We start from the raw sequence: 26,477 nt of genomic DNA, 5'->3' as shown, positions 1-26,477 counted from the left end.
GTGACTAACTTATTGGCACAATCTGTGGATAAAACCGACGCTGTTCGATCTTTCATCAGCACGACGATCCCTGGTGTGACGATCGTCACGCTATTCAGTTTTTTGTTTACGTAAATGCATCTAACTATATGAATATAATCATTTTAATGAATGCGAGCAAAAGAGGGTGTGCGGCGGTCGTTGAGGTTGTTCATCGGTAATCAGACACTTCTTCACAACTATATCCACAGAAAAGGTGAATAAAATTCCCTTCAATGTCGCTCATCTGTTTATAACTCAGCACTTATTTGTGAGTTATTCAATTGTTATTAGGTTGCAGGCCTGTAAGAGAGTGGTTTACCGCCTCCCTGTAGTGTGAAACAATCATTCATATATAAGGTTTAGTTTGGGGTAGTCCGGTGATTGATGACGATGGCTACCGCCCGAACGTAGGAATAGTAATTTGTAATCGTCAGGGCCAGGTGATGTGGGCCCGTCGATATGGTCAACACTCCTGGCAGTTCCCGCAAGGCGGGATCAATCCGGGAGAGTCCCCAGAACAAGCGATGTACCGGGAGCTTTTTGAAGAGGTCGGTTTGAGCCGAAAAGATGTTCGCATCCTGGCTTCGACCCGCAACTGGTTGCGTTACAAGTTACCGAAACGTTTGGTGCGTTGGGACACAAAGCCGGTTTGTATCGGCCAGAAACAGAAGTGGTTTCTGTTGCAGTTGGTGGGCAACGATTCAGACATCAATATGCAAACCAGCAGTACGCCGGAGTTTGATGGCTGGCGCTGGGTGAGCTATTGGTATCCTGTTCGTCAGGTCGTGTCATTTAAGCGCGATGTTTACCGTAGGGTGATGAAAGAGTTTGCAAGTGTGGTGATGCAGCTTCAGGAGATCCCGCCTAAGCCGCAGAGCGCACCTGCCTGGCGACGTAAAAGAGGTTAAGCTACGCAAATCATGCTCACCCGCTTGCGAGAAATAGTCGAGAAGGTGGCCAGCGCGCCGCGTCTGAACGAGGCGTTGAATATACTGGTCACCGACATCTGTCTTGCGATGGAGACCGAGGTCTGTTCGGTGTATCTGGCCGACCACGATCGGCGCTGCTATTACCTGATGGCGACCCGTGGTTTGAAAAAACCACGTGGACGCACCGTTACGCTCGCATTTGATGAAGGTATCGTGGGTCTGGTTGGGCGACTGGCTGAACCCATTAACCTTGCTGACGCGCAAAAACACCCCAGCTTTAAATACATCCCCTCCGTAAAAGAAGAGCGCTTCCGCGCTTTCCTTGGCGTGCCGATTATCCAGCGTCGCCAGTTGCTCGGCGTGCTGGTTGTCCAGCAGCGTGAGCTACGTCAGTACGACGAAAGCGAGGAGTCTTTCCTCGTCACGCTGGCCACGCAGATGGCGGCGATCCTCTCTCAGTCTCAGCTTGCCGCGCTCTTTGGTCAGTATCGCCATACGCGCATTCGTGCCCTTCCGGCATCGCCAGGTGTGGCGATTGCTGAAGGCTGGATGGACGCCACGCTGCCGTTAATGGAGCAGGTTTACGAAGCCTCAACGCTTGATGAAGCGCTTGAGCGCGAGCGTCTCACCGCCGCGCTGGAAGAGGCGGCGAATGAATTTCGTCGTTACAGCAAGCGTTTTGCTGCAGGCGCGCAAAAAGAGACGGCGGCCATATTCGACCTCTATTCGCACCTGCTCTCCGATGCGCGCCTGCGCCGTGAGCTTTTTGCGGAAGTGGATAAAGGCTCGGTCGCAGAGTGGGCGGTTAAGAAGGTCATCGAAAAATTTGCCGACCAGTTTGCGGCGCTGACCGACGGTTACCTGAAAGAGCGGGCAGGGGATCTGCGCGCTCTGGGGCAGCGCCTGCTGTTCCATCTTGATGACACCATTCAGGGCCCGAATGCCTGGCCAAAACGGTTTGTTCTGGTCGCCGACGAACTCTCGGCAACGACGCTGGCTGAACTGCCGCAGGACAGACTGGCCGGTGTGGTGGTGCGCGATGGTGCCGCCAACTCACACGCCGCTATTATGGTGCGCGCGCTGGGCATCCCTACCGTTATGGGGGCGGACATTCAGCCGTCGGTGCTGCACCGACGTACGCTGGTGGTCGACGGCTATCGCGGTGAGCTGCTGGTCGATCCTGAGCCGGTTCTGCTCCAGGAATACCAGCGTCTTATCAGCGAAGAGAATGAATTAAGCAAGCTGGCGGAAGATGACGTTAACCTGCCCGCCCAGCTTAAGAGCGGTGAGCGGATCAAAGTCATGCTCAATGCCGGTTTAAGCCCCGAGCACGAAGAGAAGTTGGGCAGCCGCATCGACGGCATTGGCCTGTACCGAACAGAAATCCCGTTCATGCTGCAGAGCGGTTTCCCCTCTGAAGAGGAGCAGGTGGCGCAGTATCAGGGGATGCTGCAGATGTTTAACGACAAACCTGTCACCCTGCGAACCCTGGACGTCGGGGCGGATAAACAACTGCCCTATATGCCGATCAGCGAAGAAAACCCGTGCCTGGGCTGGCGTGGGATCCGCATTACGCTCGATCAGCCAGAGATCTTCCTGATCCAGGTGCGCGCGATGCTGCGCGCCAACGCGGCGACGGGCAATCTCAGCATCTTACTGCCGATGGTCACCAGCATTGATGAGATCGACGAGTCCCGGCGACTGATCGAACGTGCTGGCCGTGAAGTGGAAGAGATGATCGGCTATGCGATCCCGAAACCGCGGATTGGGGTCATGCTTGAAGTGCCCTCCATGGTCTTTATGCTGCCGCAGCTGGCAAACCGCGTTGATTTTATCTCGGTCGGCACCAATGACCTGACGCAATATATTCTGGCCGTCGACCGTAACAATACCCGCGTCGCCAGTATCTACGATAGCCTGCATCCGGCGATTATTCGCGCCTTAGCGATGATTGCCCGAGAAGCGGAGCAGTACGGCATTGATTTACGCCTGTGCGGTGAAATGGCCGGGGATTCCATGTGCGTTGCGATCCTGATTGGTCTGGGATACCGCCATCTGTCGATGAACGGTCGCGCTGTTGCTCGCGTGAAATACCTGTTGCGGCATATCGACATCGATGATGCCCGCGAGCTAGCAGAACGCAGCCTTGAGGCGCAGCTGGCAGCGGAGGTCCGTCATCAGGTCGCGGCGTTTATGGAACGACGCGGTATGGGTGGTCTGATCCGCGGCGGCCGCTAAAGCCTTTCTCCCTCTCCCACAGGGAGAGGGGCGAGGTGAGGGCACCAGCGTACATAAAACCCTATACACATCTTTTACATCTCTGGCGCATCCTCCGCGCCCGCCTTATGCTATGATTCGCAACTTTGGAGCCTCTGCTTACGGCAGAATCGCATTTCTACCGCTGTCCACTTTCAGCGGAATAACAACATCTTGTGGTGACAGATGAACAGTGGTTATCTGCATTTTCCGGAGTTTGATCCGGTTATTTTCTCAGTAGGACCTGTTTCGCTTCACTGGTACGGTCTGATGTACCTGGTGGGCTTTATTTTTGCCATGTGGCTCGCTGGCCGTCGCGCCAGCCGTCCTGGCAGCGGCTGGACCAAAAACGAAGTTGAAAACCTGCTGTATGCGGGCTTCCTCGGCGTATTCCTCGGTGGCCGTATTGGGTATGTGCTGTTCTATAACTTCCCGGTATTCCTGAACGATCCGCTCTATCTGTTCCGCGTCTGGGACGGCGGCATGTCCTTCCACGGCGGCCTGATTGGGGTGATCCTGGTGATGGTGATTTTTGCCAAACGCACCAAACGCAACTTCTTCCAGGTGTCCGATTTTATCGCGCCGCTGATCCCGTTTGGTCTCGGGGCAGGCCGTCTGGGCAACTTCATCAACGGTGAGCTGTGGGGCCGCGTCGACCCGAGCGTTTCCTTTACCATGCTGTTCCCGGGCTCGCGCGCGGAAGACATGGCGCTGCTGCCGTCGCATCCTGAGTGGCAGTCCATTTTCGATACCTACGGCGTGCTGCCGCGCCATATGTCTCAGCTGTACGAGCTGGCGCTGGAAGGCGTGGTGCTGTTTATCATCCTCAACCTGTTTATCCGCAAACCGCGCCCGATGGGAGCTGTCTCCGGCCTGTTCCTGATTGGCTACGGTGCATTCCGCATCATCGTCGAATTCTTCCGCCAGCCGGACGCACAGTTTACCGGCGAGTGGGTACAGTACATCAGCATGGGGCAGATCCTCTCCATTCCGATGATTGTCGCGGGTGCCATTATGATGATTTGGGCGTATCGTCGTCGTCCACAGCAACAGATTTCCTGAGGAACCATGAAACAGTATCTTGAACTGATGAAAAAAGTGCTCGATGAGGGCACGCCGAAAAACGACCGCACCGGCACCGGTACGCTCTCCATTTTTGGCCACCAGATGCGCTTCAACCTGCAAGAAGGTTTCCCGCTGGTGACGACAAAGCGCTGCCATCTGCGCTCGATCATTCATGAACTGCTCTGGTTCCTGCAAGGCGATACTAACGTTGCGTATCTGCACGACAATAACGTCTCAATCTGGGACGAATGGGCAGACGAAAACGGCAATCTGGGCCCGGTTTACGGCAAGCAGTGGCGCGCATGGCCCACGCCTGATGGCCGCCATATTGACCAGATCACCACCGTGATGAACCAGCTGAAAAACGATCCGGACTCGCGCCGCATCATCGTTTCCGCCTGGAACGTCGGCGAGCTGGATAAAATGGCGCTGGCACCGTGCCACGCGTTCTTCCAGTTCTATGTGGCGGATGGAAAGCTCTCCTGCCAGCTCTATCAGCGCTCCTGTGACGTGTTCCTCGGCCTGCCGTTTAACATTGCCAGCTATGCGCTGTTAGTTCACATGATGGCGCAGCAGTGTGACCTGGAAGTGGGCGATTTCGTCTGGACCGGTGGGGATACCCATCTCTACAGCAACCATATGGAACAGACGCATCTCCAGCTGACCCGCGAACCGCGTGCGCTGCCGAAGCTGATTATCAAACGCAAACCGGCATCAATATTCGACTACCGCTTTGATGATTTCGAGATTGAGGGCTACGACCCGCACCCGGGCATCAAAGCGCCCGTCGCGATCTGATGCGGTAAAGCCTGACACAACCGGTGCTGTTTAGCGCCGGTTTTTTTTCGCCTTTCTCCCGTTTCCCGAAGCGTTATCCAGAAAGCCTGCAACGCGCTGCAACTCTCCCACTTCTCCGGATGACGTCTCGTAAAACGAGGATCCGATACTCGTCATGTCCACGGCGCTTCGCCACACTCCCGGTATGAAAAAAGAGAACGGTTTTACGCTTATCGAAACGCTGGTCGCCGTTTCGCTTGTCGTCATCCTTAGCGCCTCCGGTCTGTACGGCTGGGACAGCTGGCAACGGCAGCAGCGGCTGTGGCAAACCGCCAGCCAGGTGCGAGATTACCTGCTGTTTCTGCGCAACCATGCCAACCGCCACAACCGCGACCATCAAATTACCCGTCAGCGGACGGGGGACCGGCACTGTCTGGCGAGCTCTGCCGTGCAAGGCTGTGAGAAGGACAGTCCCTTTGTGCTGATTCCACTCTGGCCTGAGGTCACGATCGGTGAGGTCACGCCGTCCCTCGGGTTCTATGGACTACGGGATACGGCATGGGCGGGGCGGATACGCATTCAAAGCCGCGCTGGAGAATGGTTGATTATGGTCTCAAATGGAGGACGCATCAGGATGTGTCAGATCTCTGAGGGAGGTTCATGTTGATGAGGCAGCGCGGTTTCTCACTGACAGAAGTGCTGATTGCCACGGCGATGAGCAGCCTTTTGCTGATAAGCGCATCGCGTTTTTTACCCGGGCTACAGCGGGCCGTATTACTGCAATCCGGCCAGCGAGAGCTGGAAGAAGAGGTCTGGCAACACCTGTTCGCACTCGGCAAACAGCTTCAGCGTGCGGGGTACTGCGCGGGAAATTGCCAGGGACAGGCGCTGGCGATCGGCAGGCAGGGGAGCTGCATCATTGTGCGGTGGGATGCCAACAGTAACGGTCGCTGGGATAGCAGCGCATCAGAAAATGACAGCACCGGTTTTCGTCTGGAATCGGGGGCGCTGGAAACCCTGCGTGGCGCGACGTCGTGTGAAGGAAAAGGGTGGGAAAAGCTCACGGACCCGGACAGGCTTGCGATCGCGCATTTTGTCGTGAGGAAAGTAGAACATGCCGGTTTTGCGCCAGAGCTGAAGATCGAACTGGCCGCGAGGCGTAAAGGCGATAAAGGGGAACCCTGGCAGGCGTTGTATACGGTCACGGGGTATAACCTGTGAGCCGTCAACGCGGGATGTCTTCGCTGGCGCTGGTTCTGCTTTTACTGGTGCTCGGTACCCTGATCCTGACGGGGCTCAATCAGCAGGTCACAACGTTCAGTGCGCTCGTTGGCGGTGAGAGCCGCTCGCTTCAGCAGCAGGCGACGGCGCAGTCCGCGCTTGAGTGGGGACGTGTTCAGCGCTGGGCGCCAGAGCTACAAATCCAGTGCAAAACGACATCGACATGGCGAGTGTGTTTGCGTCAACTGAGTGAGGCGCGTTTACTACTGATAGCCAGCGGCAACGACCTGCTGCTCTGGCGTGCAGGAGAGATCGTCGACGGGAACGTTCGCTTTTCGCCTCACGGCTGGAGCGATTTTTGTCCCCTTAAGGAGAGCGCGTTATGTCAGCTGCCGTGAGCAGAGAAAAAGGATTTAGCATGGTTGAGGTCCTGCTGGCGATGATGCTACTGGTGGTGGTCGTGACCGCACTGTCGGGGTATCACCGGGCACTGGCGGCGCGGTTCACCGCATTTAATCAGTATCGCCAGCTCTGGCACCATGCCTGGAACCAGTCTCAGCTCTCAACAAATGTTCTTCCTGCAGGCTGGCAGGCCCGTCGGGGGCAGACAACGCTCGCAGGATGTGTCAGCATCACGGTTACACTTATTTCTCCTCTGGGGCGGCGCGGTGAGTTAACGCGTCTGCATTGCCCGGTTAGCCAGTAGTCGGGAGCGTCTATGTTAAGGGTCTACCACTCAAATCGTCTGGATGTGCTGGAAGCACTGATGGAGTTTATCGTTGAGCGCGAGCGGCTTGACGATCCTTTTGAGCCTGAAATGGTGCTGGTGCAGAGCACCGGTATGGCACAGTGGCTGCAAATGTCGCTTTCCCGCAAGTTTGGCATTGCCGCGAATATTGATTTTCCGCTGCCTGCGAGCTTTATCTGGGAGATGTTTGTCCGCGTGTTGCCGGATATCCCCGAGCAGAGCGCGTTCAACAAGCAGGCCATGAGCTGGAAGCTGATGGCGCTGCTGCCGGAAATGCTGCAGCACGATGAATTTGCCATGCTGCGTCACTACCTCAATGACGATACCGACAAGCGTAAGCTGTTCCAGCTGGCGTCGCGCACCGCCGATCTCTACGACCAATACCTTGTTTATCGCTCTGACTGGTTAATTCGTTGGGAAGCGGGCGAGTTGGTTGAAGGCCTGCCGGAGGCGCAAATATGGCAGGCCCCGCTGTGGAAAGCGCTGGTAGAGCATACGGAGAAACTGGGCCAGCCTAAGTGGCACCGTGCCAATCTCTACGATCGGTTTATCTCGATACTTGAAAATGCGTCGGAGCGCCCGGCCCGACTGCCGTCACGCGTGTTTATCTGCGGAATATCCGCATTGCCCCCTGTCTATCTGAAAGCGTTGAATGCGCTGGGTAAACATATTGATATCCATATTTTGTTTACCAACCCTTGCCGACAGTACTGGGGGGATATCCTCGACGAACGCTGGCTGGCGCGGCTGGTGACCCGCCAACGAAAACGCCTTTTTGAAGAACGATCCATCCCGCTGTTTAAAGACGGCACGACTGCCGGGCAGCTTTTCGATGAAGACGGTATTCAGAACCTGCCCAATCCGCTGCTTGCCTCATGGGGGAAGCTGGGGCGTGACTACATCCACATGCTTTCAGACATCACTTCCTCAGGCGAAGGTGACGTGGATGCCTTTGTTGAGATCGCCCCGGACAGCCTGCTGCATAATATCCAGCTAGATATTCTGGATCTGGAAAACCGTGCCGTCATGGGCGTGACGGCGAACGAGTTCGAACGCAGCGACAATAAGCGAAAACTCGATCCTGACGATCGCAGCGTCACGATCCACGTTTGTCACAGCCCGCAGCGTGAGGTCGAAGTGCTTCACGACCAGCTGCTGGCGATGCTGCAGGAAGATCCCGACCTGACGCCACGCGATATCGTGGTGATGGTGGCGGATATCGACAGCTACAGTCCCTTTATTCAGGCCGTTTTTGGCAGTGCGACGGGCGAGCGATACCTGCCTTACGCGATATCTGACCGTCGTGCCCGCCAGTCGCATCCGGTATTGCAGGCGTTTATCACTCTCCTGTCACTGCCGGATAGCCGGTTTATCTCCGAAGATGTCCTGGCGTTGCTGGATGTTCCCGTGCTGGCTGCACGCTTCAACATCAATGAAGAGGGCCTGCGCTACCTTCGTCAGTGGGTTAACGAGTCTGGCGTACGCTGGGGGATCGATGACGATAACGTTCAGGAATTCGAGCTTCCCCCTACCGGGCAGCACACCTGGCGATTTGGCCTGACGCGTATGCTGTTGGGCTATGCCATGGAAAGCAGCCAGGGCGAGTGGAATGAGGTGCTGCCTTACGATGAGTCCAGCGGGTTAATTGCTGAACTGGTGGGGCATTTAGCATCGCTATTAATGCAGCTTAACCGCTGGCGATATGCGCTGTTGCAGCCGCGTCCACTTGAAGAATGGCTCCCGGTCTGCAGAGCGTTACTCAATGATTTCTTCCTGCCGGACAATGACACCGAAGCGGCGATGGCGCTCATTGAAACCCAGTGGCAGGCTATCATCGACGAAGGCGTGAATTCTCATTACCACGAGGCCATCCCGCTCTCGCTGTTGCGGGATGAGCTGACGCAGCGGCTTGACCAGGAGCGAATCAGCCAGCGTTTCCTGGCGGGTCCTGTCAATATCTGCACCCTGATGCCCATGCGTTCTATCCCGTTCAGGGTGGTCTGCCTGCTTGGCATGAACGACGGTGTGTATCCGCGCGCGCTGCCGCCGCTGGGGTTCGATTTGATGAGCGCAAACCCAAAACGGGGCGATCGTAGCCGCCGTGATGATGACCGCTACCTCTTCCTGGAAGCGCTCATTTCCGCGCAGAGTAAGCTCTATATCAGCTATATCGGTCGTTCCATTCAGGACAACAGCGAGCGTTTCCCCTCCGTACTGGTGCAGGAGCTGGTGGACTATATCGGCCAGAGCCACTACCTGCCGGGAGATGAGGAGCGCAACTGTGATGAGAGCGAGCAGAGGGTGAAAGCCCATATCACCTGTTTCCACAGCCGCATGCCGTTTGACCCGGTGAACTATATTGCCAGCGAGCGCCAGAGCTACGCCCTTGAGTGGTTGCCGGCGGCGAAAAAGGAGGGGAATGCGCATAGCGATTTCATTCAGGAACTTGACCCGCGCCCTATCGACACTCTGACCTTCGAGCAGCTTCAGCGGTTTTGGGCGCATCCGGTGCGCGCCTTTTTCCAGCAACGACTGCAGGTCAACTTCCGCTCTGAAGAGAGCGAAATTCCTGAGGCAGAGCCGTTTACGCTGGAAGGTCTGGAGCGCTATCAGTTAAATCTGCAGCTGCTGAACGCGCTGGTTGAAGAGGAGGATGCCGACAAACTTTACCGCCGCTACCGTGCTGCAGGTCAGCTGCCCTACGGAGCGTTTGGGGAGATCGTCTGGGAGGCGCAGTGTCAGGAGATGACCGCCCTGGCAGAGCGCGTACGAGCGTGCCGACAGCCAGGCAAAAGCATTGAAATCGATCTCGACTGCAACGGGGTACAGCTCACGGGCTGGTTAACCCAGGTTCAGCCGGATGGGCTGCTGCGCTGGCGGCCCTCTATGCTCAGCGTTTCTCAGGGTTTGCAACTCTGGCTCGAACATCTTGTCTACAGTGCGGGTGGGCATAAAGGCGAAAGCCGGATTTTCGTGCGCAAAGAGGGCGAGTGGCGCTTCCCGCCGATGGAAGCCGAGCAGGCGTTAGGGTATCTCTCTTTGTACATTGAGGGCTACCGCCAGGGAATGAACAAACCGCTCCTGTTACTGCCGGAAAGTGGCGGCGCCTGGATAAAAGCCTGTTATGACGCGCAGAATGATGCGATGTTAACGGATGAGGCTTCGCTGCAGAAAGCACGCAGCAAATTTATGCAGGCCTACGAAGGAAACATGATGGTGCGGGGCGAAGGGGATGATGTCTGGTATCAGCGTTTGTGGCGAACGCTCGAGCCAGAATACCTGGAGGCTATCACGGAAGAGGCGCAGCGCTACCTGCTGCCGTTGTTTAAATTTAATCAGTCCTGAGCGCTGTATAAAAATTGCGCAGATAAGGGTGTTCATTTATGATGCATTTCTTATCACGGACTGATGTACCCAAAGAAAGAGATGTTGGCGTGTCCAGCACGCAGTTTGTTAATGATGTAGCCGTGATAAAGAGGTCGTAATGCCAGGCAGCACCTTGTTTAAAGCGTTTGTTTTGTTTATTGCCCTTTGGGCGCCCGTCACTCACGCAGACTCCGGTTGGCAACCCGTTCAGGAAACTATCCGTAAGAGCGAAAAGGATACCCGTCAATATCAGGCTATTCGCCTTGATAACGGGATGACCGTGCTGCTGGTTTCCGACCCGCAGGCGGTGAAATCCCTGTCGGCATTAGTGGTGCCGGTTGGGTCGCTGGAAGATCCTGACGCTCATCCTGGGCTTGCACACTATCTGGAACATATGACGCTGATGGGGTCAAAAAAATACCCGCAGCCAGATAGCCTGTCCGAATTTCTGAAGATGCATGGCGGCAGCCACAATGCCAGTACGGCGCCGTACCGCACCGCCTTTTATCTCGAAGTCGAAAATGATGCGCTGGAAGGGGCGGTCGATCGCCTCGCTGATTCCATCGCCGCGCCGTTGCTGGATAAAAAATACGCCGAGCGTGAACGCAATGCGGTGAATGCCGAGCTGACCATGGCCCGCACGCGAGACGGTATGCGCATGGCGCAGGTCAGCGCCGAAACCATCAACCCTGCGCACCCGGGTTCGCGCTTCTCCGGCGGTAACCTGGAAACCTTGAGCGACAAACCGAACAGCCCGGTGCTGGATGCCCTGCACGCGTTTCGCGATAAATACTACTCCGCCAACCTGATGAAAGCGGTCATCTACAGCAATAAACCGTTGCCAGAGCTGGCAGGCATGGCGGCCAAAACCTTTGGCCGGGTGCCGAATAAAAATATCGACCTGCCACAAATAACCGTTCCGGTGGTCACGGATGCGCAAAAAGGCATCGTGATCCACTACGTTCCTGCCATGCCGCGTAAAGTGCTGCGCGTGGAATTCCGCATTGATAACAATACAGCGCAGTTTCGCAGTAAAACCGATGAGCTGGTCACCTACCTGATCGGTAATCGTAGCCCGGGTACGCTGTCTGACTGGCTGCAAAAGCAGGGGCTGGCGGAAGGCATTCGCGCCGACTCCGATCCGGTTGTGAACGGCAATAGCGGCGTGCTGGCGATCTCCGCGACGCTGACCGACAAAGGACAGGCCAACCGCGATGAAGTCGTGGCGGCTATCTTTAGCTACCTCGCTTTGCTGCGCGAGAAAGGCGTCGATAAGCGCTATTTTGATGAACTCGCGCACGTGCTGGATCTCGATTTCCGCTACCCGTCCATCACCCGCGACATGGATTATGTGGAGTGGCTGGCGGATACCATGATCCGCGTGCCGGTGGAACATACTCTCGACGCGGTGAATATTGCCGACCGGTACGATGCCGGGGCGGTAAAAGCTCGCCTGGCGATGATGACGCCGGAAAATGCCCGCATCTGGTACATCAGCCCGAACGAACCGCATAACAAGACGGCGTATTTTGTCGATGCCCCATATCAGGTGGATAAAATCAGCGCTCAGACCTTCGCCGACTGGCAGAAAAAGGCCGGGGAGATTGCGTTGAAGCTGCCGGAGCTGAACCCCTATATTCCGGATGACTTCTCGCTGATCAAAACGACGAAAGATTACCCGCACCCGGAACTCATCATTGATGAGCCAACGCTGCGCGTCGTGTATACCCCAAGCCGCTATTTCGCCAGTGAGCCTAAAGCCGATGTCAGCGTGGTGCTGCGTAACCCGAAAGCCATGAACAGCGCCAAAAATCAGGTGATGTTCGCGCTCAATGACTATCTCGCCGGTATCGCGCTCGATCAGCTCAGCAACCAGGCCGCCGTGGGCGGGATCAGCTTCTCCACCAACGCCAACAATGGTTTGATGCTTAATGCAAACGGCTATACCCAGCGCTTGCCTCAGCTGTTCCAGGCCCTGCTGGAGGGCTACTTCAGCTACACGCCGACGGAAGAGCAGCTTGAGCAGGCTAAATCCTGGTATGCCCAGATGATGGATTCTGCCGAGAAGGGCAAGGCTTACGATCTGGCGCTTATGCCGGCGCAAATGCTGTCGCAGGTTCCTTATTTCCAGCGTGAGGATCGCCGCGCGCTGCTGCCTTCCATCTCCTTAAAAGACGTGCTGGCGTACCGCGATGCGCTGAAAACCAACACGCGTCCGGAGTTCCTGATCGTCGGCAACATGAGTGAGGAGCAGGCCAAAACCCTGGCGGAGAATGTTCGCACTCAGCTCGGCTCTAAAGGCGACGAGTGGTGCCGCAACCAGGACGTGCTGGTTGAGAAAAAACAGAATGTGATTTTTGAAAAGGCGGGTAACAGCACGGATTCCGCGCTGGCCGCGGTCTTTGTGCCAACGGGCTATGATGAATTCGCCAGTTCAGCGCAAAGCGCCGTGCTGGGACAGATTATTCAGCCGTGGTTCTATAACCAGTTACGCACAGAGGAGCAGCTTGGCTACGCGGTGTTTGCCTTCTCCATGAACGTCGGTCGTCAGTGGGGGCTGGGTTTCCTGCTGCAAAGCAGCGATAAACAACCGGCGTATCTCTGGCAGCGTTACCAGGCCTTCTTCCCGCAGGTGGAAGCAAAACTGCGCGCCATGAAGCCGGAAGAGTTTGCCCAGATCCAGCAGGCCGTTATCGCGCAGGTGATGCAGCCGCCGCAGACGCTGGGTGAAGAAGCCTCGCAGCTGAGCAAAGATTTCGATCGCGGTAATCTGAAATTTGATTCGCGTGATAAAGTAGTGGCCGAGATAAAACAGCTGACGCCGCAGAAGGTTGCCGACTTCTTCCATCAGGCGGTCATTAAGCCGCAGGGTATTACCATCCTGTCTCAGGTTTCCGGTAGCCAGAACGGGAAAACGGAGTACGTAAACCCGAAAGGCTGGAAAGTCTGGAAGAGCGTCAGCGCGCTGCAGCAATCTATGCCCTGGAGTAAGAAAGAATGACCGATACCGCTGAGTCCCTTGATCCCTTACGTTTACCTCTGCAGGGTGAACGATTGATTGAAGCCTCAGCGGGAACGGGAAAAACCTTCACCATTGCCGCCCTCTATCTGCGCCTGCTGTTAGGGCTTGGCGGCAACGCCGCTTTTCCACGCCCTTTGAGCGTGGAAGAGCTGCTGGTGGTCACCTTCACCGAGGCCGCTACCGCGGAGCTGCGGGGCCGTATTCGTACCAATATCCACGAGCTGCGCATCGCCTGTCTGCGTCAGAGCACGGATAACCCCCTCTACGCGAGCCTTCTGGAAGAGATTGCCGATAAGCAACAGGCCGCCCAGTGGCTGCTGCTCGCTGAACGGCAGATGGATGAAGCGTCCGTCTTTACCATTCACGGTTTTTGCCAGCGCATGCTGAGCCTGAATGCGTTCGAGTCCGGTATGCTGTTCGAACAGCAGCTCATTGAAGATGAATCCGTGCTTCGCTATCAGGCCTGCGCGGATTTCTGGCGTCGCCACTGCTACCCCTTACAGCGTGATATCGCCGAAGCGGTACATGCGTTATGGAAAGGCCCGGAAGCGCTGCTGCGCGCGATCGATCGTTATCTGCAGGGGGAAGCGCCGGTCATTAAATCCCCGCCGCCGGCAGATGAAACTCTGGCCTCACGGCATGAAAAAATCATCGCGAAAATTGCGGACATCAAGCAAAAATGGATGGAGTCAGTCGGCGAGATTGACGCCATTATCGAAAATTCCGGGATTGACCGTCGCAAGTTCAACCGTGGCAATCAGGCAAAATGGATCGACAAGGTCAGCGCCTGGGCGCAGGAAGAGACGCGGGGCTATCAACTCCCGGATGCGCTGGAGAAATTCTCCCAACGTTTCCTGGCTGAGCGGACCAAAGCCGACGGCATTGTGCCTGAGCATCCCCTGTTTGTGGCGATTGAAACCCTGCTGGCGGAGCCCCTCACGCTCAACGATCTGATGATCACCCGCGCCATGACCGAAATTCGTGAAGCCGTGGCGCGCGAAAAGCGCCGCCGTGGCGAGCTGGGTTTCGACGATATGCTGAGCCGCCTGGATGCGGCGCTGTGCAGTGAGAATGGCGAAGCGCTTGCCGCCGCGATTCGCACCCGCTTCCCGGTCGCGATGATTGACGAATTTCAGGACACCGACCCTCAGCAGTACCGCATTTTCCGCCGTATCTGGCGCCAGCAGCCCGACACCGCGCTGCTGTTAATCGGCGATCCGAAACAGGCCATCTACGCCTTCCGCGGCGCGGATATTTTCACCTATATGAAAGCCCGCAGCGAAGTTGACGCGCACTACACGCTCGATACTAACTGGCGCTCCTCTCCCGGCATGGTGGAAAGCGTCAACGCGTTGTTTAGCCGTATGGATACGGCGTTTATGTTCCGGGAGATCCCGTTTCAGCCGGTAAAATTTGCCCCGAAAAATGCCTCGTTGCGCTTCGAGTTTAACGGCGTGACGCAGCCTGCCATGAACTTCTGGCTGCTGGAGGGGGAAGGCTGCGGCGTTGCCGACTATCAAAATGCCATGGCCCAGCACTGTGCCGCGCAAATCCGTGACTGGCTCAGTGCCGGGGCGCGGGGCGAGGCGCTGCTGTGGAAGGGGGATAACCCCACCCCGGTAAAGGCATCGGATATTACGGTGCTGGTACGCAGTCGTCAGGAGGCCGCATTAATCCGTGACGCCCTGACGTTACTGAATATCCCCTCCGTCTACCTCTCGAACCGTGACAGCGTCTTTGAAACGCTTGAGGCGCAGGAGATGTTATGGCTGCTGCAGGCCGTGCTGGCCCCGGAGCGGGAAAGTACATTGCGCAGCGCATTAGCCAGCGCGATGCTCGGACTGAACGCGCGCGATATTGATACCCTCAACAATGACGAAGCCGCGTGGGATTCCGTGGTGGAGGAATTTGTCCACTACCGGGAAAGATGGCAGAAGCGCGGCGTGATGGCGATGGTGCGCGAGCTCATGGCTCAGCGCCACATTGCGGAGAATATGCTGGCTACCGCGGGTGGCGAGCGGCGTTTGACCGATATTTTACACATCAGCGAACTCTTGCAGGAAGCGGGTACGCAACTGGAGAGCGAGCATGCCCTGGTGCGCTGGCTGGCGCAGCAGATTGCCGATCCGAACAGCAATTCCTCCAGCCAGCAGATGCGCCTCGAGAGTGATAAACATCTGGTGCAGATCGTCACCATCCACAAGTCGAAAGGCCTGGAATATCCGCTGGTCTGGCTGCCGTTTATCGCCAATTACCGTGTGCAGGATCAGGCTTTTTACCACGATCGCGAGTCTTTTGAGGCGGTGCTCGATCTCAGCAACGCGGAGTCCAGCGTTGAGCTGGCAGAGGCCGAACGTCTGGCGGAAGATTTACGCCTGCTCTACGTGGCGCTAACCCGCTCGGTCTGGCACTGCAGCCTGGGCGTTGCGCCGCTGTTCCGGCGTCGGGGCGAAAAGAGCGGGGAGAGCGATTTTCATCTGAGTGCGCTGGGGCGGCTTATTCAGCAGGGTGAACCCAAAGACGCGGCGGGCCTGCGCCAGTGCATCGAATCCCTTTGCTCTGAGCATGTTGCCCTGCATATTCCTTCGCTGCCCGACAACAGCCGCTGGCACATGCCGGAGCCGCACGAGTCAGATCTCCATGCCCGTCGGGTGGTACGCACGATTGCCGACGACTGGCGCGTGACCAGCTACTCTGGCTTACAGCAGCACGGGCAGAGTATTGCGCAGGATCTGATGCCAAAACTGGACGTGGATGCCGCAGGCGCCGGTAGCGTACCCGTTGAGCCGGTGCTGACGCCGCACCAGTTCCCGCGCGGCGCCTCGCCGGGCACGTTTTTGCACAGCCTGTATGAAGAACTGGATTTTACCCAGCCGGTTTCCGAAGAGTGGGTGCTAAAGATGTTACAGAGCGGTGGTTACGACGCGCAATGGGAGCCGGTTCTCACCGACTGGATCCGCGCGGTTCTGCATACTCCGCTCACCGCGCAGGGGATCTCGCTTAGCCAGTTGACCGCCAAAGATAAGCAGGTGGAGATGGAGTTTTACCTCCCCATCGCCAGCCCGCTCAGGGCCGAGGCGCTTGATGCGTTGATCCGCGAGTACGATCCGTTATCCGCCGGATGCCCGCCGCTGAACTTCCGCCAGGTGCAGGGGATGCTAAAAGGCTTTATCGACCTTGTTTTCCGCCACGAAGGGCGCTACTACCTGCTGGATTACAAATCGAACTGGCTGGGCGAAAACAGCGAAGCCTATACCCAACAGGCGATGGCGTCGGCTATGCAAATGCATCGCTACGATCTGCAGTACCAGCTTTATACCCTGGCGCTGCACCGTTACCTGCGCCATCGTATTGCCGATTACCGTTACGACGCGCATTTTGGCGGCGTGATTTACCTGTTCCTGCGCGGCGTGGATGCCAACGACCCGCGTTCCGGCGTCTTTAGCACGCGTCCGGCTGTGGAACTGATTGAAAAAATGGATAACCTGTTTGCTGCAGGCACGGAGGAGGTGGCATGACGATGCAGGCGCTACTGCTGGACGCGGTTGAACAACGGTTACTGCGCCACCTGGACGTGCAGTTTGCCATGATGGTGGCAGGCGAGGAGCCTGCCGTCATGCTTGCCGCCGCCATTCTGAGCAAAGACGCGGGGGAGGGGCACGTATGTCTGCCGCTGTCGCGTCTGGCGGTGGATGAGAAAATGCCTCCGGCTTTACAGGCGTGTTTCGCGCTGCTGGGTGACGCCGTGGACTGGCAGGCGATACTACGCCGTTCGCCTGCCGTAAGCGGAGCCGATACCGGGACGCCAATGATTCTGGTCGGCGAGCGTTTGTATCTTAACCGGCTGTGGCGTAACGAACTGACGGTGGCGCGCTTCTTCAGCGAGACCAACGCCCCGCTTCCCTGTGATGAAACGCGGCTCCGGCAAACGCTGGATGCGCTGTTTACCTCTGACGACGCGACAGACTGGCAAAAAGTGGCGGCTGCAGTGGCCTTAACGCGTCGGATCTCGGTGATTTCTGGCGGTCCGGGCACCGGGAAAACGACCACCGTGGCAAAACTGCTTGCCGCGCTGATTCAGTTATCGGGCGAGCAAAAGTGCCGTATTCGCCTGGCGGCCCCCACCGGTAAAGCGGCGGCGCGTCTGACGGAGTCGTTAGGCGGCGCGCTGCAAAAGCTGCCGCTTACCCGGGAGCAGCTTGCGCTTTTCCCCAACGAAGCCAGCACGCTACACCGTTTGCTTGGCGCTCAGCCGGGTAGCCAGCGTCTGCGCTATCATGCCGGTAATCCGCTGCACCTTGACGTGCTGGTGGTGGATGAAGCGTCGATGATTGACCTGACGATGATGTCGCGTTTGATTGATGCGCTACCGCCGCACGCGCGCGTCATTTTTCTCGGCGATCGCGACCAGCTTGCCTCCGTGGAGGCGGGGGCCGTACTGGGCGATATCTGCACCTATGCCAGCCTGGGGTATACCGCTGAACGCGCCCAGGAGCTCGCCCGTCTCACCGGATGTACGCTCACCTCTGAAAGCCACTCGCTTGCGGGCGCGCTGCGCGACAGCCTGTGTCTGCTGCAGAAAAGCTACCGTTTCGGCAGTGATTCCGGCATCGGCCAGCTTGCGGCAGCCGTAAACCGGGGAGACAGGCACGCTACCTCCGCGGTGTTTGCCGGAACCTTTACGGATATTGAAAAAAAATCGCTGGAAAGCGTGGAGGCGTATCAGGCGATGCTGGATGACGCCCTGCAGGGGTATCAGCACTTTCTGACGGGCGTTCAACAGCAAAGTACGCCGGAGCAGGTCATTGCCGCGTTTGGTGAATATCAGCTGCTCTGTGCGCTGAGGGAAGGTCCCTTTGGCGTCCGGGGCCTGAACGACAGGCTGGAACAGCTGCTGGCGCAAAAACGCAAAATTAACCGTACCCCGCACTCGCGCTGGTATGAAGGGCGGCCGGTGATGATTTCCCGCAACGACAGCGCGCTGGGGCTCTTTAACGGGGACATCGGGATTGCGCTCGACTGCGGCCAGGGCCTGCGCGTCTGGTTCCAGATGCCGGACGGGAACGTGAAGTCTTTCCAGCCCAGCCGTTTGCCCGAGCATGAAACCGCCTGGGCGATGACGGTGCATAAATCCCAGGGCTCCGAGTTTAACCACGCGGCGCTGGTCCTGCCCACGCAGCTTTCCCCCGTCATTACCCGCGAGCTGATCTATACCGCCATTACGCGCGCGCGTCAGCGCCTGTCGTTGTATACCGATGAACGCGTGCTGGTGCAGGCGATTGCCACCCGCACGGAACGCCGAAGCGGGCTGGGCGCGATATTTGAGTCCCTCTGAACGAACGCCCTCGCCGGACGGTGAGGGCGTCGTATCATCCCAGGTCCGCCATCAGCACTTTTGAACGGCGCTGATAGTTGTACATCTCTTTCTTCGTTTCCGGCAGGGAGTCGATATCCACTGGCGTGAACCCGCGCTCCTGGAACCAGTGAATGCTGCGCGTCGTCAGGACGAACAGCTTGCTCAGCCCCATCTGGCGCGCCTGTGCCGCCACGCGCTCAAGCAGCATTTCACCGCGTGAAGAGCTACGGTAATCAGGGTGCACCGCCACGCAGGCCATTTCACCGATCTTCTCTTCCGGGAACGGATAGAGCGCGGCGCAGGCGATGGTCAGGTTATCGCGCTGAATAATGGTGAATTTGTCGATCTCCATCTCCAGCTGCTCGCGTGAACGACGCACCAGAATACCCTGTTGTTCCAGCGGGCGGATCAGTTCCAGAATACCGCCGATATCGTTGATGGTGGCGCGGCGTATCTGCTCCGCGCTCTCCATGACAATCTGCGTACCAATACCGTCGCGGGAGAACAACTCCTGCAGCAGGGCGCCATCTTCCTGATAGCTGATCAGGTGGCTACGGCGCACGCCGCTGCGGCAGGCCTTCACGGCACCACGCAGGAAGCGGACGGTGCCGGAGTAGTAATCGCCTTCGGCTTCCAGCGCCTCCACGCGGGCCTGGGCTTCATTCGGGAAGAGTTCCGGCACGATCGTTCCTTCATCGTTCACGACGCCCTGGGAGGAGCAGAACCCAATCATTTTTTCCGCCTTCAGCTTGATCGCCAGCTGCGTGGCGATCTCTTCTGAGGTGAGGTTAAAGCTTTCGCCGGTCACCGAAACGGCGACCGGGCCCATCAGGACGATGGCTCCGCTGTCCAGCTGGCGGTGTATGGCTTCTTCATCAATACGACGAATGCGGCCGCTGTGGCAGTAATCCACGCCATCGTCCACGCCGAGCGGCTGGGCAATGATGAAGTTGCCGCTCACGACATTGATATGCGCGCCCTGCAGCGGCGTGTTGTTCAGGCTCATGGACAGGCGAGCGGTAATATCCAGCTGCAGCAGACCTGCCGCCTGCTTCACCAGCTCAAGGGTTTTGGCATCCGTGACGCGGGTATGTTTGTGGTAAATCGGCTCGTGCTGGTGAGCGGCCAGGTTGGCGTCGATCTGCGGGCGCGCGCCATAGACCACCACCAGGCGGATCCCCAGGCTGTGCAGCAGGCCAATGTCATTGACGATGCTGGAAAAATTTTCATGCTCAATGGCTTCGCCGCCAAGCATGATGACAAACGTTTTTCCCCGATGGGCGTTGATATAGGGAACAGAATGGCGGAATCCCTGGACCAGTTCGGTTCTACGTTCCTTCACCATGGCACAACCCTTAATGAATGTTTATTCGCAATTTCTGTATTTTTATTCGATTGTGGTCGCGTGTGCAAGCGCAAATTTTCCACGACCCACAGAAAATGATAAGTAATCCGTGCGTTAGCGTATGATTGTTTACCCTTTTATAGATGACAGTTTATGCGTCATTCGTTAAAGTTTTCGGTCAATCTGGACATTTTGTATATCAGTCAGTGTTCTTGCTCGGGAGAAGCATGTCGGGATCCAATTCAGCAATAAGCCGCCGCCGTTTGTTAAAAGGGGCCGGGGCAATGTGGTTGCTTAGCGTCAGTCAGGTCGGTCTTGCCGCCACCAGTCAGGTCGTGGCGGTGCGCGTCTGGCCATCGTCGACCTATACGCGCGTGACGGTCGAATCCAATCGCGTGCTGAAATATAAGCAATTTGCCCTCAGCAACCCGGAACGTGTGGTGGTGGATCTCGAAGGCGTTAACCTCAACTCCGTGCTGAAAGGGATGGCGGCGCAGATCCGCGGCGACGATCCGTTTATTAAATCGGCACGCGTCGGGCAGTTCGATCCGCAAACCGTGCGCATGGTGTTTGAACTGAAGCAGAACGTGAAGCCGCAGCTGTTTGCCCTGGCGCCTGTCGCGACGTTCAAAGAGCGCCTGGTCATGGATCTCTACCCGGCCAATGCGACGGATATTCAGGATCCGCTTCTCGCTCTGCTGGAGGACTACAACAAGGGCGATCTGCAGCGTCAGGTTCCGCCAGCGCAAAGCGGTCCGCAGCCGGGGAAAGCAGGGCGCGATCGTCCGATTGTGATCATGCTCGATCCAGGCCACGGCGGCGAAGACTCCGGTGCGGTGGGGAAATACCGCACGCGTGAAAAAGACGTGGTTCTGCAAATTGCCCGTCGTCTGAAGGCGCTGATTGATAAAGAAGGCAATATGCGCGCCTATATGACGCGCAATGAAGACGTCTTTATCCCGCTGAAGGTCCGGGTGGCGAAAGCGCAGAAGCAGCGTGCAGATTTGTTCGTCTCGATCCATGCGGATGCGTTTACCAGCCGTCAGCCAAGCGGCTCGTCGGTGTTTGCGCTCTCAACCAAAGGCGCAACCAGTACCGCCGCGCGATACCTGGCGGACACTCAGAACGCCTCGGATCTGATCGGTGGCGTGAGCAAAAGCGGCGATCGCTACGTCGACCACACCATGTTCGATATGGTGCAGTCGCTGACCATTAACGACAGCCTGAAGTTTGGTAAAGCGGTGCTGGGCAAGCTGGGCAACATCAATAAGCTGCATAAGAACAGCGTTGAACAGGCCGGATTTGCGGTACTCAAGGCGCCGGATATCCCGTCCATCCTCGTTGAAACCGCGTTTATCAGTAACGTGGAAGAGGAGCGTAAGCTCAAGACGGCAAAATTCCAGCAGGAAGTGGCGGAGTCGATTCTGGCAGGGATTCGTGCGTATTTCTCTGACGGGGCGACGCTGGCGCGGCGCGGGTAGATCTTTTGGCCGGGTTTACGCCCGGCAAATTCACAAACGACAGATACAAAAAAACACCCTTAAGGGTGTTTATTGTTTTAGAAGTGTTGGTTGCGGGGGCCGGATTTGAACCGACGACCTTCGGGTTATGAGCCCGACGAGCTACCAGGCTGCTCCACCCCGCGTCCGTCTTTCTACTCTTGTAGAAGCTTACTTCTTCAAATTTGATTGGTTGCGGGGGCCGGATTTGAACCGACGACCTTCGGGTTATGAGCCCGACGAGCTACCAGGCTGCTCCACCCCGCGTCCGTCTTTCTACTGTCGTAGAAGATACTTCATCAAATTTTAATTGGTTGCGGGGGCCGGATTTGAACCGACGACCTTCGGGTTATGAGCCCGACGAGCTACCAGGCTGCTCCACCCCGCGTCCGTGGATGCGCACTATACTCGGATAGGTTTGTGATGCAACCCCTTTTTCACATTTATCATGATTTTGTATGCAAATTGAACGACATGGCGCTGTTTGGACTATTTTTTGCGCAAAATTTGCCAAAGGGCATGCGATCGCATTTCATTAGCCCTGGCGGTTTGTTATCTTCATCACGCGGAAATGGGCAACTTAAAGACGAGACAGAATGAAAGGACGTTGGGCGAAGTATCTGATGGCGGGCGCAATGGTAGCGATTCTTGCGGCCTGTTCTTCCAAACCGACCGATCGCGGTCAACAGTATAAAGACGGGAAGTTATCCCAGCCTTTCTCTTTAGTTAATCAGCCTGATGCTGTCGGCGCACCGATTAATGCCGGTGATTTCTCCGAGCAGGTCTACCAGATCCGCAACGCGTCACCGCGTTTATATAGCGCACAGAATAACGTTTATAGTGCGGTACAGGACTGGCTGCGGGCGGGCGGCGATACGCGCAACATGCGCCAGTTTGGTATCGACGCCTGGCAGATGGAAGGGGCCGATAACTACGGCAACGTTCAGTTTACCGGCTACTACACCCCGGTTATCCAGGCGCGACACACGCGTCAGGGCGAATTCCAGTACCCTATCTACCGTATGCCGCCAAAACGCGGTCGTCTGCCGTCGCGCGCCGAAATCTACGCCGGTGCGCTGAGTGAAAATTACGTTCTGGCCTACAGCAACTCCCTGATGGATAACTTCATCATGGACGTTCAGGGCAGCGGCTACATTGATTTTGGCGACGGTTCACCGCTTAACTTCTTCAGCTATTCCGGTAAAAACGGCCACGCCTATCGCAGTATTGGCAAGGTGCTGATCGACCGCGGCGAAGTAAAGAAAGAAGACATGTCGATGCAGGCGATCCGCGAGTGGGGCGAAAAGCACAGCGAGGCCGAGGTGCGTGAGCTGCTGGAGCAGAACCCGTCGTTCGTCTTCTTTAAACCGCAAAACTTCGCGCCGGTGAAAGGGGCGAGTGCGGTACCGCTGATTGGCCGTGCTTCGGTGGCATCGGATCGTTCGATTATTCCTGCGGGCACCACGCTGCTGGCAGAGGTCCCGCTGCTGGACAACAACGGCAAGTTCAACGGCCAATATGAGCTGCGTCTGATGGTGGCGCTGGACGTCGGCGGCGCGATCAAAGGTCAGCACTTCGATATCTATCAGGGCATTGGCCCGGATGCAGGCCACCGTGCAGGCTGGTATAACCACTACGGACGCGTGTGGGTACTGAAGGCCGCACCGGGTGCCGGAAACGTATTCAGCGGCTGATTGTGGTATTCTGAGCGCAATACGGATTACTGTTCAGGGTGAGGAGAACCTCACCCTTTTTACATCTGAGGTGTTATGTCTGTGGTAATCAGCGATGCCTGGCGCCAGCGTTTTGGCGGCACGGCACGTCTCTATGGTGAAAAAGCCCTGCAGCTGTTTGCGGATGCGCATGTCTGCGTCGTGGGCATTGGTGGTGTGGGGTCGTGGGCCGCAGAAGCGCTGGCGAGAACCGGTATTGGCGCAATCACGCTGATTGATATGGATGACGTGTGCGTCACCAACACCAACCGTCAAATCCACGCCCTGCGTGATAACGTCGGCCTGGCAAAATCTGAGGTCATGGCGGAGCGCATCCGTTTGATCAACCCGGAGTGCCGCGTGACGGTGATCGACGACTTTGTGACGGCAGATAACGTCGCGGAGTACATGAGCAAAGGCTACAGCTATGTGATTGACGCCATCGACAGCGTGCGTCCAAAAGCCGCGCTGATCGCCTACTGTCGTCGTTACAAGGTCCCCCTGGTGACGACCGGCGGCGCGGGCGGACAAATCGATCCGACGCAGATCCAGGTGGCCGATCTGGCGAAAACCATTCAGGATCCTCTTGCCGCCAAGTTGCGTGAACGCCTGAAAAGCGACTTTAAAGTGGTAAAGAACAGCAAGGGCAAGCTGGGCGTTGACTGCGTGTTCTCGACCGAAGCGCTGGTCTATCCGCAGGCGGATGGCTCCGTGTGTGCGATGAAAAGCACGGCGGAAGGGCCAAAAAGAATGGATTGTGCCTCAGGCTTTGGCGCGGCCACCATGGTGACCGCTTCCTTCGGCTTTGTGGCGGTGTCTCACGCCCTGAAGAAGATGATGGCGAAGGCGGAACGTCAGGCCTGAGCCTGACGGGCGGCGTCCAGTACCGCGTCGCTGAGCGCGATCAACCCCTGACCGCGCGAGGCGCTGAGCTGCGCGCGCAGCCCCAGCTCATCAAATAACGCCAGCGGCGAATGTGCCAGCAGTTCCGCCGCGCTTTTCCCTTCCACTGCCGTCAACAATACGGCCAGCAGGCCCCGGACGATGCGGCCTTCGCTGTCGCCGAAGAAGTGCAGCTTCTCGCCGGACACGCTTACGCCCAGCCAGACGCGGTTTTCACAGCCAGCGATCTCTTTCGCCTGCGTCTTGAGATCGTCAGAGAGGGTCGGTAATTGCTTACCAAGAAGAATCAGCTGGCGATATTTATCTTCCCACTGTGAAAGCGGGGCAAAGGTCTGTTTTAACGTCTCTTCAGTGATGACGGTGCCAAACGGATGTCCGGCTAAAGCAGCGTGAGTCATTAATCCACCAGTATTTCAAGCGCGCGGTCAACGGCAGCGACCAGCGCGTCAACATCGCTTTGTGTGTTATAGGGCGCGAACGAGGCACGCAGCGTACCGCTCACGCCGAGCGCCGCCAGCAGCGGCTGCGCGCAGTGCTGCCCGGCGCGCAGGGCGATGCCATACCCGGCCAGCAGCGTCACCATGTCGCTGTGATGCACGCCCGTAAAATCAAAGGCGAGCAGGCTTGAGTCCTGAACGCGGAACGAGCGGAAACCCGGGCGCTTCTTCAGTTCTTCCTCTGCCAGCGTCGCCAGTCCCCGGCTCCAGCTTTCAGCCTGAACAACGTCTGTTTCTGCCAGCCACTCCAGCGCCGCGCTTAGGCCAATGACACCCGCCACGTTCGGCGTACCGGCTTCCAGGCGATAAGGTACATCCTGCGTTTTGAAACCGTCAAAAGTCACTTCCGTGATCATCTTGCCGCCCCCGAGCCACGGCGTCATTTTTGCCAGCAGTTCCGGCTTGCCGTACAACGCCCCTATACCGGTTGGTCCGTAGAGCTTGTGCCCTGAGAAGGCATAGAAGTCGATATCCAGCGCCTGCACGTCGGCGGGGAAGTGCACCACGCCCTGCGCGCCGTCGACCATCACCACCATCCCGCTGGCATGGGCTATCCGAATAGCCTGAGCCAGGTCCGGGCAACCACCGGTAACGTTGGACATCTGCCCGAGCGCCAGAATGCGGCTGCGGGGGGTAATCAACTCGGGGAGACGGGCCACATCGGGCAGAAGGTCTGCGCCAAGCGGAAGCTTCACCACGCGTGCACCCGTTTGTTCGGCCATCATCAGCCACGGCACCAGGTTGGCGTGATGTTCCGCCTCGCTGACGACGATCTCATCGCCCGGTTGAAGTAGCGGGCGCGCGTAGCACTGGGCCACCATATTGATGGCCTCGGTGGTGCCGCGCGTCCAGACGATGCTCTTCCCGCTTTCGGCATTGATCAGGTGCGCAACCCGATCGCGCGCCGCTTCATAGCGCGCGGTTAATCGCTGCGCTTCGGCAAACTGGCTGCGATGCACGTTCCCGGCGCTCAGGCTGTAGAACTGCTGCGTGGCGTCAATGACCGCCTGTGGCTTGAGGGCGGTGGCGGCACTGTCCAGATAAATACCGGCATCGGCCAGCGCCGGAAACTGTGCGCGGAACTGCGCAGGACTGAAAGCGTTCATGGGATTCCTCATTTCAATATCACGATCGTCGCGCAATTTCAGCGGCAGGGCAAGGAGGTTGATATCTATCGGAATTGTCTGCTTATCCTGATGACCCCAAAAAAGCAGGTTATGCTAAATAGTGTTAGGCGGATGTTTTAGCCTGTTATAAATCGAGGTTTGAATAGCATTAATTGCTAAAGGAGAATAATCATGAATAAGACAGCTGCAATCATCTCTGCCTGTGCGTTTACTTTTGCCCTGAGCGCCTGTTCCGGTAACAACTACGTGATGCACACCAACGATGGTCGTTCCATCGTTTCGGAAGGGAAACCGACAACCGATAACGATACCGGGATGATTTCGTACAAAGATGCTAACGGGAACAAGCAGCAGATCAACCGCACGGACGTGAAAGAGATGAAAGAGATCGAGCATTAACCGATCGCAGGCGAAAAAAAAGCACCGCAAATTGGCGGTGCTACATTAATCACTATGGACAGACAGGGTAAATGTACAGGAAGTGAAAAATTGGTAGCGTTGCTACCGTGGTCTGAATCGCAGACCAATTGCAAACACAACAACACAACATCACAACCGTAAGCCAAAAGCCCTTCAGAACACGCATTCCGAAAAAAGCTCTTCGTTCCGGCTCAGGAAGTGCCGCCACTATAG

The 26,477-nt window shown here is 57.1% G+C and carries 19 protein-coding genes and 3 tRNA genes; 16 read left to right on the top strand and 6 right to left on the bottom strand.

What is annotated here, in order from left to right:
• Positions 1 to 398 precede the first annotated feature (398 nt).
• The 12 genes from rppH to recD all read left to right on the top strand — a co-directional run bounded on the left by rppH (position 399) and on the right by recD (position 18,740).
• A complete protein-coding gene (rppH, locus tag ABFV38_RS17740) occupies positions 399 to 929 on the top strand; it encodes an RNA pyrophosphohydrolase (RefSeq protein ID WP_013098553.1) in 531 nt (176 codons plus the stop codon).
• A gap of 12 nt (positions 930 to 941) precedes the next feature.
• Positions 942 to 3,188 carry a phosphoenolpyruvate--protein phosphotransferase gene (gene ptsP, locus ABFV38_RS17735; RefSeq protein ID WP_032643187.1) on the top strand — a complete coding sequence of 749 codons (2,247 nt, stop codon included), beginning with the start codon at positions 942 to 944 and terminating at the stop codon, positions 3,186 to 3,188.
• A 204-nt stretch (positions 3,189 to 3,392) separates the two neighbouring features.
• A complete protein-coding gene (lgt, locus tag ABFV38_RS17730) occupies positions 3,393 to 4,268 on the top strand; it encodes a prolipoprotein diacylglyceryl transferase (protein WP_048224706.1) in 876 nt (291 codons plus the stop codon).
• Positions 4,269 to 4,274: 6 nt separating this feature from the next.
• Positions 4,275 to 5,069 (top strand): thymidylate synthase, encoded by a 795-nt coding sequence (gene thyA, locus ABFV38_RS17725; RefSeq protein ID WP_048224703.1) that lies wholly within the window; start codon positions 4,275 to 4,277, stop codon positions 5,067 to 5,069.
• 184 nt (positions 5,070 to 5,253) lie between these two features.
• The gene (locus tag ABFV38_RS17720; RefSeq protein ID WP_348959432.1) at positions 5,254 to 5,715 is read left to right on the top strand and encodes a prepilin peptidase-dependent protein; all 462 of its coding nucleotides are present in this window, start codon (positions 5,254 to 5,256) and stop codon (positions 5,713 to 5,715) included.
• Complete coding sequence (locus tag ABFV38_RS17715; RefSeq protein ID WP_333487651.1) at positions 5,709 to 6,269, top strand: prepilin peptidase-dependent protein; 561 nt, start codon at positions 5,709 to 5,711, stop codon at positions 6,267 to 6,269. The genes ABFV38_RS17720 and ABFV38_RS17715 overlap by 7 nt, the downstream gene beginning before the upstream one ends.
• Positions 6,266 to 6,667 carry a DUF2509 family protein gene (locus ABFV38_RS17710; RefSeq protein WP_348957665.1) on the top strand — a complete coding sequence of 134 codons (402 nt, stop codon included), beginning with the start codon at positions 6,266 to 6,268 and terminating at the stop codon, positions 6,665 to 6,667. Before ABFV38_RS17715 ends, ABFV38_RS17710 begins: the two co-directional genes overlap by 4 nt.
• A complete protein-coding gene (locus tag ABFV38_RS17705) occupies positions 6,652 to 6,975 on the top strand; it encodes a prepilin-type N-terminal cleavage/methylation domain-containing protein (protein ID WP_045909886.1) in 324 nt (107 codons plus the stop codon). Before ABFV38_RS17710 ends, ABFV38_RS17705 begins: the two co-directional genes overlap by 16 nt.
• A gap of 12 nt (positions 6,976 to 6,987) precedes the next feature.
• A complete protein-coding gene (recC, locus tag ABFV38_RS17700) occupies positions 6,988 to 10,362 on the top strand; it encodes an exodeoxyribonuclease V subunit gamma (protein ID WP_348957664.1) in 3,375 nt (1,124 codons plus the stop codon).
• Positions 10,363 to 10,501: 139 nt separating this feature from the next.
• Positions 10,502 to 13,384, top strand: coding sequence for a pitrilysin (gene ptrA, locus ABFV38_RS17695; protein WP_348957663.1), 2,883 nt, complete (start codon positions 10,502 to 10,504; stop codon positions 13,382 to 13,384).
• Positions 13,381 to 16,923: an exodeoxyribonuclease V subunit beta gene (gene recB, locus ABFV38_RS17690; protein WP_348957662.1), complete on the top strand. Its 3,543-nt coding sequence runs from the start codon at positions 13,381 to 13,383 to the stop codon at positions 16,921 to 16,923. Before ptrA ends, recB begins: the two co-directional genes overlap by 4 nt.
• The gene (recD, locus tag ABFV38_RS17685; protein WP_348957661.1) at positions 16,920 to 18,740 is read left to right on the top strand and encodes an exodeoxyribonuclease V subunit alpha; all 1,821 of its coding nucleotides are present in this window, start codon (positions 16,920 to 16,922) and stop codon (positions 18,738 to 18,740) included. The genes recB and recD overlap by 4 nt, the downstream gene beginning before the upstream one ends.
• Positions 18,741 to 18,774: 34 nt before the next feature.
• On the opposite strand, the gene argA is transcribed toward recD, so the two are convergent.
• Positions 18,775 to 20,106, bottom strand: a complete 1,332-nt coding sequence (gene argA / locus ABFV38_RS17680; RefSeq protein WP_069720011.1) for an amino-acid N-acetyltransferase — start codon at positions 20,104 to 20,106, stop codon at positions 18,775 to 18,777.
• 227 nt (positions 20,107 to 20,333) lie between these two features.
• Here argA and amiC point away from each other — a divergent pair, with 227 nt between their 5' ends.
• Positions 20,334 to 21,587 (top strand): N-acetylmuramoyl-L-alanine amidase AmiC, encoded by a 1,254-nt coding sequence (gene amiC, locus ABFV38_RS17675; RefSeq protein WP_021242006.1) that lies wholly within the window; start codon positions 20,334 to 20,336, stop codon positions 21,585 to 21,587.
• 87 nt (positions 21,588 to 21,674) lie between these two features.
• Here amiC and ABFV38_RS17670 read toward each other — a convergent pair.
• The 3 genes from ABFV38_RS17670 to ABFV38_RS17660 form a co-directional block, all read right to left on the bottom strand.
• A tRNA-Met gene (locus tag ABFV38_RS17670) sits at positions 21,675 to 21,751 on the bottom strand.
• 44 nt (positions 21,752 to 21,795) lie between these two features.
• Positions 21,796 to 21,872, bottom strand: a tRNA-Met gene (locus ABFV38_RS17665).
• 44 nt (positions 21,873 to 21,916) lie between these two features.
• Positions 21,917 to 21,993, bottom strand: a tRNA-Met gene (locus tag ABFV38_RS17660).
• Between the two features lie 208 nt (positions 21,994 to 22,201).
• Here ABFV38_RS17660 and mltA point away from each other — a divergent pair.
• Together mltA and tcdA are read left to right on the top strand one after the other, a co-directional pair.
• Entirely contained in the window at positions 22,202 to 23,299 is a 1,098-nt protein-coding gene (mltA, locus tag ABFV38_RS17655) for a murein transglycosylase A (RefSeq protein WP_021241890.1), read from the top strand.
• Positions 23,300 to 23,374: 75 nt separating this feature from the next.
• Complete coding sequence (tcdA, locus tag ABFV38_RS17650) at positions 23,375 to 24,181, top strand: tRNA cyclic N6-threonylcarbamoyladenosine(37) synthase TcdA (protein WP_227442712.1); 807 nt, start codon at positions 23,375 to 23,377, stop codon at positions 24,179 to 24,181.
• Here the strand turns inward: tcdA and csdE are convergent.
• Positions 24,172 to 24,618: a cysteine desulfurase sulfur acceptor subunit CsdE gene (gene csdE / locus ABFV38_RS17645; protein ID WP_348957660.1), complete on the bottom strand. Its 447-nt coding sequence runs from the start codon at positions 24,616 to 24,618 to the stop codon at positions 24,172 to 24,174. The two genes, tcdA and csdE, sit on opposite strands and share 10 nt — an antisense overlap.
• Complete coding sequence (csdA, locus tag ABFV38_RS17640; protein ID WP_348957659.1) at positions 24,618 to 25,823, bottom strand: cysteine desulfurase CsdA; 1,206 nt, start codon at positions 25,821 to 25,823, stop codon at positions 24,618 to 24,620. The genes csdE and csdA overlap by 1 nt, the downstream gene beginning before the upstream one ends.
• Positions 25,824 to 26,015: 192 nt before the next feature.
• On the opposite strand from csdA, the gene ABFV38_RS17635 reads away from it, so the two are divergent.
• Positions 26,016 to 26,243 (top strand): YgdI/YgdR family lipoprotein, encoded by a 228-nt coding sequence (locus tag ABFV38_RS17635; protein ID WP_008499648.1) that lies wholly within the window; start codon positions 26,016 to 26,018, stop codon positions 26,241 to 26,243.
• Positions 26,244 to 26,477: the final 234 nt, after the last annotated feature.

Source organism: Enterobacter cloacae complex sp. Mu1197 (assembly GCF_040059225.1).
In the GTDB taxonomy this organism is placed as follows: domain Bacteria; phylum Pseudomonadota; class Gammaproteobacteria; order Enterobacterales; family Enterobacteriaceae; genus Enterobacter; species Enterobacter quasiroggenkampii.
This window is presented reverse-complemented; position numbering and strand designations above follow the sequence as displayed.